Annotated in this window: 17 protein-coding genes; 9 read left to right on the top strand and 8 right to left on the bottom strand. The window is 60.2% G+C overall.

Features of this window, described 5'->3' with window-relative positions:
- Positions 1 to 60 precede the first annotated feature (60 nt).
- Positions 61 to 990, bottom strand: coding sequence for a polyprenyl synthetase family protein (locus F7P80_RS01980; protein ID WP_054067381.1), 930 nt, complete (start codon positions 988 to 990; stop codon positions 61 to 63).
- A gap of 211 nt (positions 991 to 1,201) precedes the next feature.
- Here F7P80_RS01980 and rplU point away from each other — a divergent pair, with 211 nt between their 5' ends.
- The 4 genes from rplU to proB all read left to right on the top strand — a co-directional run bounded on the left by rplU (position 1,202) and on the right by proB (position 4,243).
- Positions 1,202 to 1,513: a 50S ribosomal protein L21 gene (rplU, locus tag F7P80_RS01975; protein WP_054067382.1), complete on the top strand. Its 312-nt coding sequence runs from the start codon at positions 1,202 to 1,204 to the stop codon at positions 1,511 to 1,513.
- A gap of 18 nt (positions 1,514 to 1,531) precedes the next feature.
- Positions 1,532 to 1,792, top strand: coding sequence for a 50S ribosomal protein L27 (gene rpmA / locus F7P80_RS01970; protein WP_151042363.1), 261 nt, complete (start codon positions 1,532 to 1,534; stop codon positions 1,790 to 1,792).
- Positions 1,793 to 1,951: 159 nt separating this feature from the next.
- Positions 1,952 to 3,025, top strand: coding sequence for an Obg family GTPase CgtA (cgtA, locus tag F7P80_RS01965; protein WP_151042361.1), 1,074 nt, complete (start codon positions 1,952 to 1,954; stop codon positions 3,023 to 3,025).
- 81 nt (positions 3,026 to 3,106) lie between these two features.
- On the top strand, positions 3,107 to 4,243 hold the full coding sequence (gene proB / locus F7P80_RS01960; RefSeq protein WP_054067385.1) for a glutamate 5-kinase: 1,137 nt from the start codon (positions 3,107 to 3,109) through the stop codon (positions 4,241 to 4,243).
- 54 nt (positions 4,244 to 4,297) lie between these two features.
- Here proB and F7P80_RS01955 read toward each other — a convergent pair whose 3' ends face one another.
- Positions 4,298 to 4,960, bottom strand: a complete 663-nt coding sequence (locus tag F7P80_RS01955) for an RNA pyrophosphohydrolase (RefSeq protein ID WP_151042359.1) — start codon at positions 4,958 to 4,960, stop codon at positions 4,298 to 4,300.
- Positions 4,961 to 5,054: 94 nt separating this feature from the next.
- Between F7P80_RS01955 and F7P80_RS01950 the strand changes: the two genes are divergently transcribed.
- Together F7P80_RS01950 and F7P80_RS01945 are read left to right on the top strand one after the other, a co-directional pair.
- The gene (locus F7P80_RS01950) at positions 5,055 to 6,797 is read left to right on the top strand and encodes a proline--tRNA ligase (RefSeq protein ID WP_054067387.1); all 1,743 of its coding nucleotides are present in this window, start codon (positions 5,055 to 5,057) and stop codon (positions 6,795 to 6,797) included.
- A gap of 68 nt (positions 6,798 to 6,865) precedes the next feature.
- Complete coding sequence (locus F7P80_RS01945; protein WP_151042357.1) at positions 6,866 to 7,519, top strand: transglycosylase SLT domain-containing protein; 654 nt, start codon at positions 6,866 to 6,868, stop codon at positions 7,517 to 7,519.
- 137 nt (positions 7,520 to 7,656) lie between these two features.
- Here F7P80_RS01945 and paeA read toward each other — a convergent pair whose 3' ends face one another.
- From paeA to hemA, 5 genes are all read right to left on the bottom strand, one after another.
- On the bottom strand, positions 7,657 to 9,111 hold the full coding sequence (gene paeA, locus F7P80_RS01940; RefSeq protein WP_151042355.1) for a polyamine export protein PaeA: 1,455 nt from the start codon (positions 9,109 to 9,111) through the stop codon (positions 7,657 to 7,659).
- A gap of 203 nt (positions 9,112 to 9,314) precedes the next feature.
- Positions 9,315 to 9,638, bottom strand: a complete 324-nt coding sequence (grxD, locus tag F7P80_RS01935) for a Grx4 family monothiol glutaredoxin (RefSeq protein WP_054067389.1) — start codon at positions 9,636 to 9,638, stop codon at positions 9,315 to 9,317.
- A gap of 57 nt (positions 9,639 to 9,695) precedes the next feature.
- Positions 9,696 to 10,550: a peptide chain release factor N(5)-glutamine methyltransferase gene (gene prmC / locus F7P80_RS01930; RefSeq protein ID WP_151042353.1), complete on the bottom strand. Its 855-nt coding sequence runs from the start codon at positions 10,548 to 10,550 to the stop codon at positions 9,696 to 9,698.
- A gap of 61 nt (positions 10,551 to 10,611) precedes the next feature.
- Entirely contained in the window at positions 10,612 to 11,694 is a 1,083-nt protein-coding gene (gene prfA, locus F7P80_RS01925; RefSeq protein ID WP_054067391.1) for a peptide chain release factor 1, read from the bottom strand.
- A gap of 103 nt (positions 11,695 to 11,797) precedes the next feature.
- Positions 11,798 to 13,093 (bottom strand): glutamyl-tRNA reductase, encoded by a 1,296-nt coding sequence (gene hemA / locus F7P80_RS01920; protein WP_151042351.1) that lies wholly within the window; start codon positions 13,091 to 13,093, stop codon positions 11,798 to 11,800.
- 71 nt (positions 13,094 to 13,164) lie between these two features.
- Between hemA and F7P80_RS01915 the strand changes: the two genes are divergently transcribed.
- Positions 13,165 to 13,449, top strand: a complete 285-nt coding sequence (locus tag F7P80_RS01915; protein ID WP_054067393.1) for a hypothetical protein — start codon at positions 13,165 to 13,167, stop codon at positions 13,447 to 13,449.
- A 21-nt stretch (positions 13,450 to 13,470) separates the two neighbouring features.
- Here F7P80_RS01915 and F7P80_RS01910 read toward each other — a convergent pair whose 3' ends face one another.
- Positions 13,471 to 14,379, bottom strand: a complete 909-nt coding sequence (locus tag F7P80_RS01910; RefSeq protein WP_151042349.1) for a LysR substrate-binding domain-containing protein — start codon at positions 14,377 to 14,379, stop codon at positions 13,471 to 13,473.
- A 119-nt stretch (positions 14,380 to 14,498) separates the two neighbouring features.
- On the opposite strand from F7P80_RS01910, the gene F7P80_RS01905 reads away from it, so the two are divergent.
- Both F7P80_RS01905 and F7P80_RS01900 read left to right on the top strand, forming a co-directional pair.
- Positions 14,499 to 15,482 (top strand): tripartite tricarboxylate transporter substrate binding protein BugE, encoded by a 984-nt coding sequence (locus F7P80_RS01905; RefSeq protein ID WP_054067395.1) that lies wholly within the window; start codon positions 14,499 to 14,501, stop codon positions 15,480 to 15,482.
- The gene (locus F7P80_RS01900) at positions 15,482 to 16,384 is read left to right on the top strand and encodes an N-formylglutamate amidohydrolase (RefSeq protein ID WP_151042347.1); all 903 of its coding nucleotides are present in this window, start codon (positions 15,482 to 15,484) and stop codon (positions 16,382 to 16,384) included. Before F7P80_RS01905 ends, F7P80_RS01900 begins: the two co-directional genes overlap by 1 nt.
- The last annotated feature ends 79 nt before the right edge of the window (positions 16,385 to 16,463 follow it).

Here is a 16,463-nt window from a genome sequence, read left to right as displayed (position 1 = left end):
TTTGCGGTTCATTTGATGTGTGTGAGGGTCGCGTTCTGTGGTTCTGCGACCCTCAGTGGCTCAAGTGCGGCGAAGCAGGAGCTGCGATGCGAGTTGTTCCATCGCCTGAGTATAGGCATTTTGCGGAAGCTGACCCAGGGCGGCGATGGCACGCATGGCCTCATCGTGTGCGGCCTGGCGTGTTGCATCCAGTGCACCTGTGGTTTTGACAATATGCAAGATGGCCTGCAGCTGATCGGTGGAGCCTTGCTCGATGGCATGGCGAATCAGCTGTGCATCGTCTGCACTGGCGCGCTGCATGGCAATGATCAGGGGCAGTGTGCATTTGCCTTCGCGCAGGTCGTCGCCCAAGTTCTTGCCCATTTCCTGTGCATCACCGTCGTAGTCCAGTACGTCGTCAATGATCTGGAAGGCTGTGCCCAGCGCCTGACCGAAGGTGGCGCAGGCGGCTTCTACTTCCGCAGAAGCATCGGCCAGAATGGCTGCAATCTGTGTGCTGGCTTCAAACAGCTTGGCGGTCTTGGAGCGGATGACGTGCAGATACCCCGTCATGTCCAGCGAGGCGTCATGCGTGTTGATCAGCTGCTGTACTTCGCCTTCGGCAATCACGTTGGTGGCATCCGACAGCACCTGCAGGATGCGCATATTGCCGGCTTCCACCATCATCTGGAACGAGCGGGTGTGCAGAAAGTCGCCCACCAGCACGCTGGCAGGATTGCCAAACGACTCATTGGCTGTGGGGCGGCCTCGGCGCATGGTGGACTCGTCCACCACATCATCGTGCAGCAGGGTGGCCGTATGAATCAGCTCCACCACGGCGGCCAGTGAATACTTGCGCTGATCGGCATTGCCCAGGGCATTGCTCACCATCAGAAGCAGCGCAGGGCGCAGCCGTTTGCCGCCTGCTGCAATGATGTACTGCGAAATCTGGCCGATCAGAGGCACGCTGGTGGTCAAGCGCTGTGCGATGACGCGGTCAACCACCTGCATGTCATCGGCAATCAGAGCGAGTGGATTGGGGGTAAGGTTTGTTGTAGTCAAGGTAGTCGCCACCAAGAGAGTCGCTGGATTATAGGAAGAGCTTAGCCTTATCCATCAGGGAATATTCAGGAGGCTTAGACGCCGACAGGTGTTTACGCGTACAATAGTCGGCTTCCGTGGAAATTCGTCTACGGAGACTCAAGAATCGAAAGAGGTTTACATGTACGCGGTCATAAAAACCGGTGGCAAGCAGTATCGCGTTGCCGCTGGCGAAAAAATCAAGGTAGAACAGATTGCTGCGGACGTAGGCCAGGAAATCGTGATCGACCAAGTTTTGGCAGTCGGCAACGGCGCTGAACTGAAGGTTGGCACACCCCTGGTGTCCGGCGCTACTGTGAAGGCAACTGTGGTTGCTCACGGCAAGCACGACAAGGTGCGCATCTTCAAGCTGCGTCGTCGTAAGCACTACGCCAAGCACCAAGGCCATCGCCAGCAGTTCACTGAGCTGCAAATCGTGGCGATCGCCGCTTAATTCCTAAGGAGCTAAGTCATGGCACAGAAAAAAGGCGGCGGCTCTACGCGCAACGGACGTGATTCCAAGCCAAAAATGCTTGGTGTTAAGGCCTTCGGTGGCGAACTGATCAGCGCAGGCTCGATCATCGTGCGTCAGCGTGGTACCAAGTTCCACCCCGGTGCGAACGTCGGTATGGGCAAGGATCACACTTTGTTCGCTCTGGTGGACGGCCATGTGTCTTTCGAGACCAAGGGCGCTCTGTCTAAGCACACTGTCAAAATCACGCCTGCTGCTTAAAGCTCGCGTTATCTGACATCACAAAGCCCCGATGTTTCGGGGCTTTGTTGTTTGCGCAGGAGCGAATGCCCCTGCGTGGCAGGCCAGCGATATGCTTGGCTTATGCTTTTGACTGGCACTCAGGGTGCCAGTCTTTGTAATGAATCACGGGAAAGCCTCATGAAGTTCGTCGATGAAGCCTATATTGAAATTGCCGCGGGCGATGGTGGTAATGGTGCAGCCACGTTCCGACACGAAAAATACAAGGAGTTCGGCGGACCTGATGGCGGGGATGGTGGCCGTGGTGGCCATGTCTACGCTGTGGCCGACCCCAACCTGAATACCTTGATTGACTACCGTTATTCCCGCCGCCACGAAGCGCAGCGCGGCGAAAACGGTATGGGCAATGACATGTTTGGTGCCGCAGGCAAGGACATTACCTTGCGTTTTCCTGTAGGCACCATCATTGCCGATCAGGAAACCGGAGAGGTGCTGCACGAGCTGCTCACACCCGGTGAAAAAATCGTGCTGGCCCGCGGTGGTGACGGCGGTTTTGGCAACCTGCGCTTCAAGAGTGCGGTCAACCGTGCACCTCGCCAGAAAACACCGGGCAAGCCTGGTGAGCGCTTCAGCCTGAAGCTGGAGCTGAAGGTGCTGGCCGATGTGGGCCTGCTGGGCATGCCCAATGCGGGCAAGTCGACGTTCATTTCGTCGGTGTCCAATGCACGCCCCAAGATTGCAGACTACCCCTTCACCACGCTGCACCCCAATCTGGGCGTGGTGCGCGTCGGCCCCGAGCAAAGTTTTGTGATTGCCGACATTCCCGGACTGATCGAAGGCGCTTCGGACGGTGCGGGCCTGGGTCACCAGTTCCTGCGCCACCTGGCTCGTACCCGCCTGCTGCTGCACATTGTGGATCTGGCACCGTTTGACGACGGCGTGGACCCTGTGGAGCAGGCCAAGGCCATCGTGGCAGAGCTGAAGAAGTACGACGAAGCGCTCTACAACAAGCCCCGCTGGCTGGTGCTCAACAAGCTGGACATGATTCCCGCCGAAGAGCGTGCCGCCAAGGTCAAGGACTTTGTGAAGCGCTACAAGTGGAAAGGGCCGGTCTACGAGATCTCTGCGCTGGCACGCGAAGGCACGGAACGTCTGGTGCAGGACATCTTCAAGCATGTGCACGTGCAGCAGCAGATCGAACAACCTCAGGAAGCAGAGTACGATCCACGTTTCGCTGGCGATGCGCCAGAGTGAAACAGCACGTCATAGTGCTCTTGGATTAATAGCTGCTAGCGCTTGATGCACAAGCTCTAGCGCCTAAAAAAGCTCATAAGAATGTCTTCCCGTGTTCTGCAAGATGCGCGTCGCATCGTTGTCAAAGTAGGTTCCAGTCTGGTCACGAATGAGGGCCGGGGGCTGGATGAAGCAGCGATTGAGGAATGGTCTCGCCAGCTGGCGGCCCTGGTGCATGGAGATGACGGTGTTCGCCGCGAGGTGATCATGGTCTCCAGTGGCGCTGTGGCTGAAGGCATGAAGCGTCTGGGCTGGGCAACGCGTCCCAAGGAAATTCACGAGCTGCAGGCCGCCGCCGCCGTGGGGCAGATGGGGCTGGTGCAGATGTATGAAACCAAGCTGCGTGACTTCAAGGTGGGCAGTGCCCAGGTGCTGCTGACCCATGCGGACCTGGCAGACCGGGAGCGTTATCTGAATGCGCGATCGACCTTGCTGACGCTGCTCAGGCATGGTGTGGTTCCGGTGATCAACGAAAACGACACCGTGGTCAACGACGAAATCAAGTTTGGTGACAACGACACCCTGGGTGCGCTGGTGGCCAATCTGGTGGATGCCGATGCCTATGTGATCCTGACCGACCAGAAGGGCCTGTACACCGCAGACCCGCGCCGCAACCCTGACGCCCAATTTGTGCACGAAGCGCAGGCTGGCAATCCGGAGCTCGAAGCCATGGCCGGTGGCGCAGGCTCCAGCATTGGCAAGGGCGGCATGCTGACCAAGATTCTGGCAGCCAAGCGTGCCGCAGGCTCGGGCACTTCGACCGTGATTGCCTGGGGCCGTGAGCCCGATGTGCTGCTGCGCCTGACACGTGGTGAAGCCATTGGCACGCTGCTGGTTGCACCCACACACAAGAACCAGGCGCGCAAGCAGTGGATGATGGACCACCTGCAGCTGCACGGCTCCGTCATCATTGATGCAGGTGCGGTGCGCAAGCTGCAAAGCGAAGGCAAGAGCCTGCTGCCCGTGGGCATGGTTGCGGTGGACGGTGAATTCTCGCGTGGCGATGTGATTGCCGTGCGCGATGCACACGGCAAGGAAGTGGCGCGTGGCCTGGCCAACTACTCCAGTGCCGAAGCACGGCTGCTGTGCAAGCATGCTTCGTCGGAAGTGGAGCAGCTGCTGGGCTACCGTGGCGAGCCCGAGATGGTGCACCGCGACAATATGGTGGTGCTGCACTGATTGAGCACGGCCCAAGAAAAAACCGCTGCACGGAGAGACCGTACAGCGGTTTTTTTATCCCCGGAAGTGGGTGTTCTGAGGATCTGGATCGAAGCTGGCGCCGGGCGGCAATTCCATGTGGCTATTGTTCAAAAGCCCTGGGTTGCGCAGTGCGGGAGCGGGGCGGCTGGTGGGAACACCGGGTTCAGGCAGTCCCTCACGAGGTCGCATGCCGCTGCGCAAAAAGCGGTTGCGCTGCTGTTCGGCGCGGGGCACGTAGCGTGCCAGTTCTGTGAGTGCCATTTCATACACGCCGCGCTTGAATTCCACCACCACGTCCAGTGGTACCCAGTAGTCGTTCCAGCGCCAGGCATCAAACTCTGGGTGGTCGGTAGCGCGCAGGTTCAGATCCCAATCCTGGCCGAGCAACTGGAGTAGAAACCAGATCTGCTTTTGGCCTTTGTAGTGACCTCGCGCATCGCGGCGTATGAAACGATCAGGCACCTCATAGCGCAACCAGTCCCTTGTACGGGCGACCACGCGAACGTGGTTGGGCTTTAACCCCACTTCCTCGTGCAGTTCTCGGTACATGGCCTGCTCGGGTGTCTCGCCCCGGTCAATACCGCCCTGTGGAAACTGCCAGCTGTGGGTGCGTATGCGTTTGCCCCAGAACACTTGGTTCTTCTGGTTGAGCAAGATGATGCCTACGTTCGGGCGAAATCCGTCCCGGTCAAGCATAATCGAACCCCAATTTTCTAGATTGCGTTCATTATGCACGGCAGTCTGGGATCGGCAAGGTTGCCGCATTGATATCCCGTTCAGTATCTCCCTCATGAAAGCCTCCCAATTTCTTATCTCCACCCTGAAAGAAGCTCCGGCGGACGCCGAAGTGGTCAGCCACAAGCTCATGATGCGGGCTGGCATGATCAAAAAGCTGGGTGCTGGCATTTACAACTACATGCCCATGGGCCTGCGCGTGATCCGCAAGGTCGAAGCCATCGTGCGCGAAGAAATGAACCGTGCAGGTGCCATGGAGACCACCATGCCCGTGGTGCAGCCTGCCGAGCTGTGGCAGGAAACGGGCCGCTTTGACAAGATGGGCCCCGAGCTGCTGCGCATCAAGGACCGCCACGGCCGCGACTTTGTGATCCAGCCCACTTCCGAAGAAGTGGTGACGGACATCGCCCGCCAGGAGTTCAAGAGCTACAAGCAGCTGCCCAAGAACCTGTATCAGATCCAGACCAAGTTCCGCGACGAGCGCCGTCCCCGCTTTGGTCTGATGCGTGGCCGCGAGTTCATCATGAAGGACGCCTACTCCTTCGACAAGGACCGCGACAGTGCCCAGATCAGCTACCAGACCATGCGCGCGGCCTACCAGCGCATTTTTGACCGCTTTGGTCTGCAGTACCGTGCTGTGCGTGCCGATTCCGGCGCGATTGGTGGCGACCTGAGCGAAGAGTTTCAGGTGATTGCTTCTACGGGTGAAGACGCCATCGTCTACTGCCCCAACAGCGACTACGCCGCCAATATTGAAAAGGCAGAGTGCCTGCCTCCCGAAGGCCCACGTCCTGCGGCTTCCAAGCCCATGGAAAAGGTGGCTACACCCGGCAACAGCACCTGCGAAGCCGTGGCCGAGCAGCTTGGCCTGCCCCTGCAGCAGACCGTGAAGTCCTTGGTACTGGCTACGGACGAGCTCAACGAAGAAGGCGAAATCGTCAAGACCCAGGTCTGGCTGCTGCTGCTGCGCGGCGACCATGAAATGAATGAAATCAAGGTCGGCAAGATTGAAGGTCTGGCCAACTTCCGTTTTGCGTCCGTGGCGGAAATCGTGGACCACTTCGGTTGCGAGCCAGGTTACCTGGGCCCCGTCAACCTGAAGAAGCCCGTGAAGCTGGTCGTAGACCGTGAAGTGGCGGTGATGGCGGACTTTGTCTGCGGTGCCAACGAGGTGGACTTCCACCTGGCCGGTGTGAACTTTGGCCGTGATCTGCCCGAGCCAGAAGTGGTGGCGGATCTGCGCAATGTGGTCGCAGGCGACAAGTCCCCAGACGGCAAGGGTGAGCTGGCGATTGAGCGCGGCATTGAAATTGGCCACGTGTTCTATCTGGGCACCAAGTACTCCAAGGCCATGAATGCCACCTTCCTGGGTGACAACGGCAAGCCCCAGTTCTTTGAAATGGGTTGTTACGGCATTGGTATCACCCGTCTGCCTGCTGCGGCCGTGGAACAGAACCACGACGAGCGCGGCATGATCTGGCCTGACGCCATCGCGCCTTTCACCGTGGTGATCTGCCCCATCGGCATGGGCCGCAGCGAAGCTGTGAAGGCCGAAGCTGAAAAGCTCTACAGCGAGTTGCTGGCTTTGGGCGTGGACGTGATGCTGGACGACCGCGACGAGCGTCCCGGTGCCATGCTGGCCGACTGGGAACTGATCGGCGTGCCCCACCGCGTGGTGCTGGGTGACCGTGGTCTGAAGGACGGCGTGGTGGAATACCAGCACCGCCGCGATACCGAAGCGACCAAGGTGGCTACCGGCGAAGTGCTGGCCCATCTGAAGGCCAAGCTGGGCCTGTAAGCCTTGTGCTCTGTGCTCGGGCCTGCCATTGCGGTGGCCTGAGCATGCTTCACTGAGAGAGGTGCTCCATGCGGAATCTGCTGTCCCCATCCTGCACTGTGTCGCGACGCCAGTGGCTGCGTCTGGCCGCTTCGTGCGCGGTGGGCAGCAGCGCTGCCAGCGTCTGGGCTGGCTCTCAGCTGGAAGAGCCGCTGGCTGACTCGGTGCGCAGTGCCCTGAGCGCTGCCGTGCATGACCCCAGTCCACCGGAGCCGGTCTTTGCCAGCACCGAGGCGCGCATGGACTATCTGCGCTGGCTGGTGGCCATCAGCGACCGTCTGCGCAGCCGCATGCCTGATCTGGAAGTGCGCAAGGAGTTTCTGCAGACTGCCTGGTACGAAGCCAAGCGTGCGGGGCTGGATGTCTCGCTGGTGCTGGGCGTGATCCAGGTGGAAAGCAGTTTCCGCCGATACGCCGTGTCCCCGGTCGGTGCCATTGGCTATATGCAGGTCATGCCTTTCTGGGTGCGGCTGATTGGCGATGGCAACACCCATGTGCTGTTCCAGACCCAGGTGAATCTGCGCTTTGGCTGCGTCATCCTGCGGCACTATCTGGACATGGAGCGTGGTGATCTGTTCATGGCGCTGGGCCGCTACAACGGCAGTCGCGGCAAGAGCGCCTATCCGGACCTGGTGCTGCGTGCCCAGAAGCAGTGGCTGTATGAGCCAGAGAGAAGCAGCTGAATGTTTAGCTATTAAAAGTTAAGCGCCTAGCGCGCAAAAAATAAGGACTTCAAAGGTAAATGCCTTTGAAGTCCTTTGTTTGTGAGCGCTGGCAGCTATTGTTTTTAAGCTGCCAGTTGCCCAGCTGTGTTGCGCCTTCAGGGCACTATAGGTGTTTGTGGGCTGGTTGCGCCTGGCTTGGCAGCAGGTGCGGTCTCTGCCTGTGCGCTGTCGTCCGCAGGTGCCACAGGTGCGGCCGTGGCTGCCACTGCGGCAACGGCAGACAGGGCTGCGGCAGGTGCTACGAGTTCCGTGCCATTAGGCTCTTCGCGCTGGCGTGAGACCAGCACCTGGTCGATGCGGTAGCTGTCCACGTCCATGACTTCGAAGCGGTAGCCGCCCCAGTCCACGCTGTCCGTGCGGCGTGGCACGCGACGCAGCATCACCATCAGGAAGCCTGCGAGGGTTTCGTATTCCTCTTCATGGGGCAGCTCTTCGAGGTCAAGCACGCGCATCACATCATCAATCGGCGTGATGCCGTCGATCAGCCAGGAGTGCTCGTCACGCTGAATGATCTGCTCTTCATCGTCCGGCGAGACCAGGTCGCCCATCACCGTGCTCATCACGTCGTTCAGCGTCACCACGCCCACGACCAGGCTGTATTCGTTGAGGATGACGGCAAAGTCTTCATGGGCCTGCTGGAACTGGTCCAGCACCTCAGCCAGCGTCAGCTTGTCGGGCACGATCAGCACCTTGCGGATCAGGCTGTCGTCCAGCAGCGAGATGGGCTGGTTGTTGAGCACGCGCTGGAACAAATCCTTGGCGTCCACATAGCCGATGACGTGGTCGATATCGCCTTCGCAGACGGGGTAGGTGGAGAAGGGCTCTTCGGCAATGCGTGCGCGAATCACATGGTCAGGGTCATCGCGCAGAAAGTAGGCCACGCTGTCGCGCGTAGTCATGGCCGAGGCCACGGTGCGAGTGTCCAGCTCAAAGATGTTGGCAATGGCCTGCTGTTCACGCTCGGCCAGCACACCGGCGCGGGCGCCGTCTTCGGTCATGGCCAGGATGTCGTCCGAGGTGATCTGCTCGTTGCGCTTGTCGGGCAGGCCTGTCATGCGGATGACGGCATCGGTGATGCGGCTGTAGAACCACACCACGGGGCGAAAGATGGTCATGCACAGCAGCATGGGGCGCAGCACCACCAGCAGCAGGCGTTCAGGCTCGACCATGCTCAGGCGGCGGGGCAGCAGGTCAGCAAACAGGATGAACAGCGAGGTGATGAGAAAGAACGAGGTCACCGAGCCCAGGTTTTGCGCCATGCTGGGGCCGATCCAGTCGTCCAGCAAATCGGTGAGCGGGGCGCTGAACGTGCTTTCACCGACGATACCGCCCAGAATCGCAATCGCGTTCTGACCGACTTGCACCACGGTGAAGTAATCACCGGGCTGCTCCTGCAGTTGGATGGCTTTTTCCGCGCGAGGGTCGCCTTCGTCGGCCATCTGACGCAGACGCAGACGACGGGATGCGGCCAGAGAAATCTCGGCCACGGCAATAAAGGCGCTGGCAGCAATCAACAACGCAATGATGAGCAGGCTTTGGGTGAGAGTCATAAGTCAGGGGAGTGGCTGGTGACGGCCGAATGTCACTGGGTTGCATGCCTCCTTCGCATGCCGGCGTTGAACATTGCTTCGTACCGCTGCCCTGCGGTCGAGAACGAAAAAACCGCCCACAGGGGCGGTTTCAGATAAAGCTGGGGCCATGCCAGTCGCACTGGTCATTGGGCTTGGCATGGTCCCGGCGGTGCGCATGTGCTTTAGGCTTCGCCGTTGATCACTTGCTGCAGCTCGCCCGATTCGTACATCTCCATCATGATGTCCGAGCCGCCGATGAATTCACCGCGGATGTACAGCTGAGGAATGGTGGGCCAGTTGCTGTAGTCCTTGATGCCCTGACGGATTTCCTGGTCTTCCAGTACGTTCACCGTGGCGATGGCCTTGGGGTCTACGCCGCAGGCCTTGAGAATCTGCACCGCACGGCCGGAAAAGCCGCACATGGGAAAGCTGGCGCTGCCCTTCATGAACAGCAGGATGTCGTTGTTTTTGACCAGTTGGTCAATGCGTTGTTGTACGTCGCTCATGGGTTCTCCTTGCAGGGGAGCTGGCCAGTTTTTGTGCCAGCAGTGCCTGACATTATTTCACTGTATTGGGGCGCTGGCTGTCAGCGGGATTTGGCCACCGGTGCAGCGTTCAATGCCTGCCAGGTCTTGGCGGCTGTGCACTTCGGTAAAACCAGCTTCACGCAGCAGCTGCTGTACGACCTGTGCCTGGTCCCAGCCATGCTCCAGCAGCAGCCAGCCACCGGCCTTCAGATGCGCAGGAGCCTGGGCAATGATTGTGCGGATGTCATCCAGGCCATCTTCGCCGCTGGTCAGTGCGTGGCGGGGCTCGTGGCGCAGCGCTGGCATGTGGGCATCATCTTCGCGGATATAGGGCGGGTTGCTGGCAATCACATCAAACACGCCTTCGACCTGCTCCAGCCAGGAAGACTGCACAAAGTGCACAGGCAGCTGCAGGCGCTGGGCGTTGGCCCGTGCCACGTCCAGCGCATCCTGGCTGAAGTCCACGGCAGTGACGGTGGCATCCTTGCGCTGGCTTTGCACCGCCAGGGCGATGGCGCCGCTGCCGGTGCCCAGGTCAATCACCGCAGGTGCAAGCTTTTTTTCAATCACATCCAGCACCCATTCCACCAGCGTCTCTGTGTCGGGGCGCGGATCGAGCACGCGGGCATCCACTTGCAGCGGCAGACCGAAAAATTCTTTGCAGCCTGTCAGGTAGGCCACGGGCACACCATCCAGGCGCTGGGCGCACAGCGCTGCAAACTGTGCCTGCTGCGCAGGCGTGAGGGCATCATCGTCATGCGTGAGCAGCCAGGCGCGACCGGCACCGGGCTGGCCGATGGCGTGCAGCAGCAGTATCTGCGCATCAATGCGCTCCAGGCCCAGTTGGTGGGCGTGGAGCAGGGCTTGGCGCAGTGTCAGAGAAGTATTCACTTTGTATAGCTGTTAGCGCAGGTGGGATAAGCCTTGAAGGCCAATTTGGCTGTGAAAGGCTTCAGCTGTTGACTTCCAGTTCTGCCAGCAACTCGGCCTCACGTGCCTGTTTGAGGGCCTCGATCACATCGCCCAGGTCACCTTCCATGATATTGAGCAGCTTGTACAGCGTCAGATTGATACGGTGGTCCGTCAGGCGGCCCTGCGGGAAGTTGTAGGTGCGGATGCGGTCGCTGCGGTCACCCGAACCAATCAGACCCTTGCGCAGCGCGGCTTCCTTGGCTTCGCGTTCCTTGCGCTCCTTTTCCTGGATACGGGCCTGCAGCACCTGCAGTGCCTTGGCTTTGTTGCTGTGCTGGCTGCGACCGTCCTGGCACTCGGCCACGATGCCGGTGGGAATGTGGACCACGCGCACGGCGGAGTCGGTCTTGTTGATGTGCTGGCCACCGGCACCGCTGGCGCGGAAGGTGTCGATGCGCAGATCGGCAGGGTTGAGGGTGATGGCCTGCTGTGCATCGGGCTCGGGCATCACGGCCACCGTGCAGGCACTGGTGTGGATGCGGCCCTGGGTTTCGGTGGCAGGTACGCGCTGCACGCGGTGGCCGCCGGATTCAAAGCGCAGCAGGCCGTAGACGTTGTCGCCCTCGATGCGCAGCACCACTTCCTTGTAGCCGCCCAGCTCGCTTTCGTTGGCGCTCATGATCTCCACCTTCCAGCCCATGTTGGCGGCGTAGCGGGTGTACATGCGGGCCAGATCGCCGGCGAACAGGGCGGACTCATCACCGCCCGTACCGGCGCGGATTTCCACATAGGCGGGGCGCTGGTCGTCCGGGTCCTTGGGCAGCAGCAGGCGCTGCAGCTCGTCTTCGAGCCTGATCAGTTCGGCTTCACCGGCGGTGATTTCTTCCTGCGCCATGTCAGCCATGTCGGGGTCATCCAGCATCTCACGGGCCGTGGCGATATCGGCTTCGACCTGCTGGTAGCGCCTGTAGCGGCCTGCGACGGCGGTGACATCGGCATGTTCACGCGAGATGCGGTTGTACTGCTGCATGTCGCCCATGATGTCTTCGCGCGAGAGCAGAAAGTCCAGTTCTTCAAGGCGCTGGGCATAGCGCTCCAGCTGGGTGCGCAGGAATGGTTTCATGGTCAGTCTGAGAGGGGGAGGTGCTACACAAAAGGTAGCTGGAAGCGCCTGTGTGGCAGGCACTGTCAGGTGATTTGGCGCTAAGCCGGAGCAGACAGGGGCGCTAACGCTCGCCGGCCTTGCCGGAGCGCAGGAACAGTCTGGAGACAGTGTCCACCGTCTGGGCGCGCTCGTCGGGCGAGCCCTTGTGCAGGGCAGCCAATGTGCCGTGCAGCATTTTCTGGGTCAGGCCGCGCGACAGGGCGTCGAGCACGGCGTCAATGTCTTCACCCTTGGCCAGCAGCTTCTTGGCTCGGGCAATTTCCAGCGCCCGCCATTCGTCGGTCTGGGCGTTGAGCTGCTGGATCAGAGGCACCACGCCGCCCTGGGCGCGCTGCTGCATCCATTGCACAAAGTTGCGCACACCGGCGTCGATGATGACCTCGGCCTGTGCCACGGTGGCCTGGCGCTGGGCCTGGGCTGTGCGCACTACGCTGGCCAGATCGTCCACGGTGTACAGATACACGTCGCGCAGGTTCTTCACCTGGGGTTCGATGTCGCGGGGCACAGCAAGGTCCACCATGAACATGGGGCGGTGCTTGCGTTTCTTCAGCGCGCTTTCAATCGCACCCAGGCCAATGATGGGCAGGGTGGATGCTGTGCAGCTGATGATGGCGTCGTATTCGTGCAGGTGGTTGGGAATCTCGGCCAGCGGCATGACGCTGGCGCCAAAGCGCTCGGCCAGCTTTTCGCCGCGCTCCATGGTGCGGTTGGCAATCGTGATCTGGGCGGGGCGCTTGGCGGCAAAGTGGGTGGTGGCCAGCTCAATCATTTCGCCAGCGCCCACGAACAGAATGCGGATCTGGCTCAGGTCTTCAAACAGCTGACCGGCCAGGCGCACGGCGGCGGCGGCCATGGAAATCGAGTGTTCGCCAATTTCGGTGGAGGAGCGCACTTCCTTGGCCACTGCAAAGCTGCGCTGAAACAGCTGGCTCAGCGTAGAGCCCAGCGCACCAGCTTCTTCTGCGGCACGCACGGCGTTTTTCATCTGGCCCAGAATCTGGGTTTCGCCCAGTACCATGGAGTCCAGACCCGAGGCCACGCGGAAGGCGTGGCGGGCTACGGAGCCATCTTCGAGCAGGTAGGAGTGCGAGCGCAGCACATTGGGGCTGACGCCACCGGACTGGGCCAGCCATTGCAGGGTGTGATCCAGCGCTGGCGCGCCTGCAGCGCAGTAGATTTCAGTGCGGTTGCAGGTGGAGAGGATGGCGGTTTCCACCTCAGGATGCTGCGTTGCACTGGTCAATGCACTGCGCAGCCCATGCAGCGTGGGTGCGATTTGGTCGATCGCAAATGCAAAACGGCCCCGTAGATCCAACGGTGCCGTGTTGTGGTTGATGCCTAAAGCCCAGACTGCCATAGGGCGTGATTATAAAATTTGCTGCTGTTTTGCGCTGCCTATGTGTTCAAAGCCTTGATCTGTGTCATTTCATGTCTGCCCTTGACTTTCTTATTCATCTGTTGAGCTTTGTTGCACCCGCGGTGTTTGTCGCGGCAGTGCTGGCTGCCGGAGCCCGTCTGGTATGGCGCAAAAAAGAACACTTGCTGCCATGGTATTGGATGGCAGGCATCAATGCCTTGCTGGGCATTGTGGTGCTGGCCATGGGGCTGGTGCTCAGCGGGCAGGACGGGCGCATGATGACCTACGCTGCCCTGGTGCTGGCGCTGGGCAGTTGCCAGTGGCTGATGTCGGGCGGCTGGCGCAAGGGGCGCTGAGTCACGCCGCTTCTGTATGGTTTACTGCTCCACGGCATAGCGCTGGTTGTCTGTGGCTGCCTGTGCCAGCAGCCACTGGCGAAAATCTTCCATGGCATGCGAAGCGGGGCGTCCCGCAGGCTGGCACAGAAAGTAGCCACGCTCCAGCTGAAACGGCCGATGTATGGGAATGGCGATGCGCCCGGCCAGCAGATCATCTTCTATCAGGCAGCGTTGCAGCACGGCCACGCCCATGCCTGCAATCACTGCCTGCACCAGCATGCCGACCTGCTCAAAGTCCGCCACAGGGGCAGGGTAGGGGCCGTCACAGCCCATTTTTTCAAACCAGCGTGACCAGTTATCCGGGTAATTGGTGTGGGCCAGCAGCGGGCGGCGCAGTAAATCCTGGGGGCGGCAGATGCTCAGCGCATCCTGCAGCAGGCAGATTGGCACCAGATCGCGGCCTATGAGGTAGTCAGCCTCTACGGTGTCAGGAAAGGGCATGCTGCCAATGCGAATCCAGGCGTCAATGTCAGGCGCGGTCAGCGGATCATCGCGCCGATAGGGAGCGAAGGACAGCACGGTATCCGGATGGCGTGCATTGAAGTCCGGCAGGCGCGGAATCAGCCAGTGGCTGAACAGCGTGGGTGGCATGGACAGGCGCACGCGGCGGCCTTCGCGTTTGCGGCGCATGGCCTGGGTGGTGGATTCGATGGTGAAGATGGCCGGTGCAATCGCATCCAGATACTGGCGGCCTGCCGTGGTCAGCACATTGCGCTTGCCCTGGCGCTCGAACACGGCAAAGCCCAGATGCTCTTCCAGGCGCGCAATCGCACGGCTGATGGCGCCCTGTGTGACCTGCAGCGATTCGGCTGCCTGCGTGTAGCTGCCCAGGCGCGCGGCCTGCGCAAAGGCATGGAGTTCGGAAATCGAAGGGGACTGCAGTCTCATGCCTGAATTATTACCTTTGGTAATGCATGCTTGTTTTTTTGTCTCTTTTTTCTTTTTTACAAGCAGAAAAGAATGTGTGCATTCTTCTCATACCTGTTCCCCAACCTAGGAGAAACCCCATGAATCTGCGCCGCACTCTGCTGAAGACTGTTGCCGCTGCTGCCACCATGGCTGCCATTGCACCTGCTGTCTGGGCCGCTGATAACTATCCCAGCCGCCCCATCAAGCTGATCGTGCCTTTTGGGGCAGGTGGCTCTACCGACATCGTCGCCCGCCTGCTGGCTGACAAGATGGGCCCCATCCTGGGTCAGGCGGTGGTGATTGAAAACAAGGGCGGTGCGGGTGGCTCCATTGGCGCTGCGGAAATTGCCAAATCGGCCCCTGATGGCTACACCATCGGCATGGCGACCGTATCTACCCACGGCTCCAACCCTGCCATCATGAGCAAGCTGCCTTATGACGCGCGCAAGGACTTTGCGCCCATCACCAATGTGATGGCTGTGCCCAGCGTGTTTGTGGTGCACCCCAGCGTGCCTGCCAACACCATGCAGGAATTCATTGCGCTGGCCAAGAAAGAACCCGGCAAGTACAGCTTTGCCTCCCCCGGCACGGGTTCGCTGGGCCACGCCAATATCGAGAACTTCATGAACCTGGCTGGCATTGAGCTGCTGCATGTGCCTTACAAGGGCGCTGGCCAGGCCCTGAATGATGCGCTGGGTGGCCAGGTCAATGCCATGACCGATAACCTGTCTTCTTCGCTGACCAACATCAAGGCTGGCAAGCTGCGTCCCTTGGCGGTGCTGGGTCTCAAGCGTGCAGAGGTATTGCCTGATGTGCCCACCTACACCGAACTGGGCTTCCCCGAGATGGGTGATGGCGGCTGGTTTGGTCTGGTCGCGCCTGCTGGCACACCCAAGCCCATCATTGACAAGCTCAACGCTGCTGCGCACCAAGTGATGCAGGACCCCGACTTCCAGAAGAAGCAAAAGGAAATCGCGGGTGAGGGCATGGGCAACTCCCCCGAAGAGTTTGCCAAGCAAATTGATGCGGCTATTGAGCGCTACACCGCTGTGGCCAAGCGTGCCAACATCAGAATTGACTGATGCAAGACTTGCCTGAATTTTTGAAGCCCCGCCCGGATGCGCCTGTACTGTTGCATCCGCCGCAGGGTGAAGTACTGCCGCTGGTGTGTGACTCTCCGCACAGCGGCACGGCCTACCCGGCTGACTTTGGCAGCTGCGTGCCCTTGCAACTGCTGCGCCGTGGTGAAGACTCGCTGGTGCAGCAGCTGTGGGAAACCTTTCCCGAGCACGGTGCGACGCTGATTGAGGCCACTTTTCCTCGCACCTACATTGACCCCAACCGCGAGGAAGGCGACATCAACCCCGCCATGCTGGATGGGGTATGGCCCGAGCCTTTGACACCCAGCGTGAAGACGCAGCAGGGGCTGGGGCTGATCTGGGAAAAGATCAGCCAGGCGGGCAAGGCAACCCCCATGTACGACCGCAAGCTCAGTGTGGTGGAGGTGCAGCAGCGCATTGAGCGCTACTGGCGTCCCTACCATGCGGCGCTGGCACAGGCTATCCGCTGGAGTGTGGACCGCTTTGGTGGTGTGTGGCACATCAATCTGCACTCCATGCCCAGCGATGTCTTTGTGCGTCTGGGCCAGCCCGAGCGCCAGCTGGCGGACTTTGTGCTGGGGGACCGTGATGGCACCACCTGTGACCCGGCCTTTATCCGCCTGATTGGCGAGACGCTGCAAAGCCAGGGCTATAGCGTGGCCTACAACGACCCGTACAAGGGCGTGGCGCTGATTGGCCGCATTGGGCAGCCCGAGTACCAGCGCCATAGCCTGCAGATTGAGATCAACCGCCGTATCTATCTGGATGAAGACACGCGTGAGCCCAGTGCCAACTTTGCGCAGGTGCAGCAGCATCTGCAGGAAGTAATGCGTGTGGTGGCGCAGCATGTGCGTGAGCAGATGCAGTATCTGCCCCGTAGCTGATCACCAGACAGACGGGCATGAAAAAAGACCTCTCCAGTCGGAGAGGTCTTTGTTTTTATAGCGGCTTGCGCTTGTCAAA

Origin of the sequence: Comamonas kerstersii (assembly GCF_008801935.1) — a bacterium.
Taxonomy (GTDB): Bacteria; Pseudomonadota; Gammaproteobacteria; order Burkholderiales; family Burkholderiaceae_C; genus Comamonas; species Comamonas kerstersii.
Note: the sequence above shows the minus strand (reverse complement) of the source record. Positions and strands in the feature narration are given on the sequence as shown.

Excerpts from the sequence above, each read along its gene's own strand:
- F7P80_RS01980 (WP_054067381.1), bottom strand. The coding sequence starts at position 990 with ATGCAGGTGGTTGACCGCGTCATCGCACAGCGCTTGACCACCAGCGTG.
- rplU (WP_054067382.1), top strand. The coding sequence starts at position 1,202 with ATGTACGCGGTCATAAAAACCGGTGGCAAGCAGTATCGCGTTGCCGCT.
- rpmA (WP_151042363.1), top strand. The coding sequence starts at position 1,532 with ATGGCACAGAAAAAAGGCGGCGGCTCTACGCGCAACGGACGTGATTCC.
- cgtA (WP_151042361.1), top strand. The coding sequence starts at position 1,952 with ATGAAGTTCGTCGATGAAGCCTATATTGAAATTGCCGCGGGCGATGGT.
- proB (WP_054067385.1), top strand. The coding sequence starts at position 3,107 with ATGTCTTCCCGTGTTCTGCAAGATGCGCGTCGCATCGTTGTCAAAGTA.
- F7P80_RS01955 (WP_151042359.1), bottom strand. The coding sequence starts at position 4,960 with ATGCTTGACCGGGACGGATTTCGCCCGAACGTAGGCATCATCTTGCTC.
- F7P80_RS01950 (WP_054067387.1), top strand. The coding sequence starts at position 5,055 with ATGAAAGCCTCCCAATTTCTTATCTCCACCCTGAAAGAAGCTCCGGCG.
- F7P80_RS01945 (WP_151042357.1), top strand. The coding sequence starts at position 6,866 with ATGCGGAATCTGCTGTCCCCATCCTGCACTGTGTCGCGACGCCAGTGG.
- paeA (WP_151042355.1), bottom strand. The coding sequence starts at position 9,111 with ATGACTCTCACCCAAAGCCTGCTCATCATTGCGTTGTTGATTGCTGCC.
- grxD (WP_054067389.1), bottom strand. The coding sequence starts at position 9,638 with ATGAGCGACGTACAACAACGCATTGACCAACTGGTCAAAAACAACGAC.
- prfA (WP_054067391.1), bottom strand. The coding sequence starts at position 11,694 with ATGAAACCATTCCTGCGCACCCAGCTGGAGCGCTATGCCCAGCGCCTT.
- hemA (WP_151042351.1), bottom strand. The coding sequence starts at position 13,093 with ATGGCAGTCTGGGCTTTAGGCATCAACCACAACACGGCACCGTTGGAT.
- F7P80_RS01915 (WP_054067393.1), top strand. The coding sequence starts at position 13,165 with ATGTCTGCCCTTGACTTTCTTATTCATCTGTTGAGCTTTGTTGCACCC.
- F7P80_RS01910 (WP_151042349.1), bottom strand. The coding sequence starts at position 14,379 with ATGAGACTGCAGTCCCCTTCGATTTCCGAACTCCATGCCTTTGCGCAG.
- F7P80_RS01905 (WP_054067395.1), top strand. The coding sequence starts at position 14,499 with ATGAATCTGCGCCGCACTCTGCTGAAGACTGTTGCCGCTGCTGCCACC.
- F7P80_RS01900 (WP_151042347.1), top strand. The coding sequence starts at position 15,482 with ATGCAAGACTTGCCTGAATTTTTGAAGCCCCGCCCGGATGCGCCTGTA.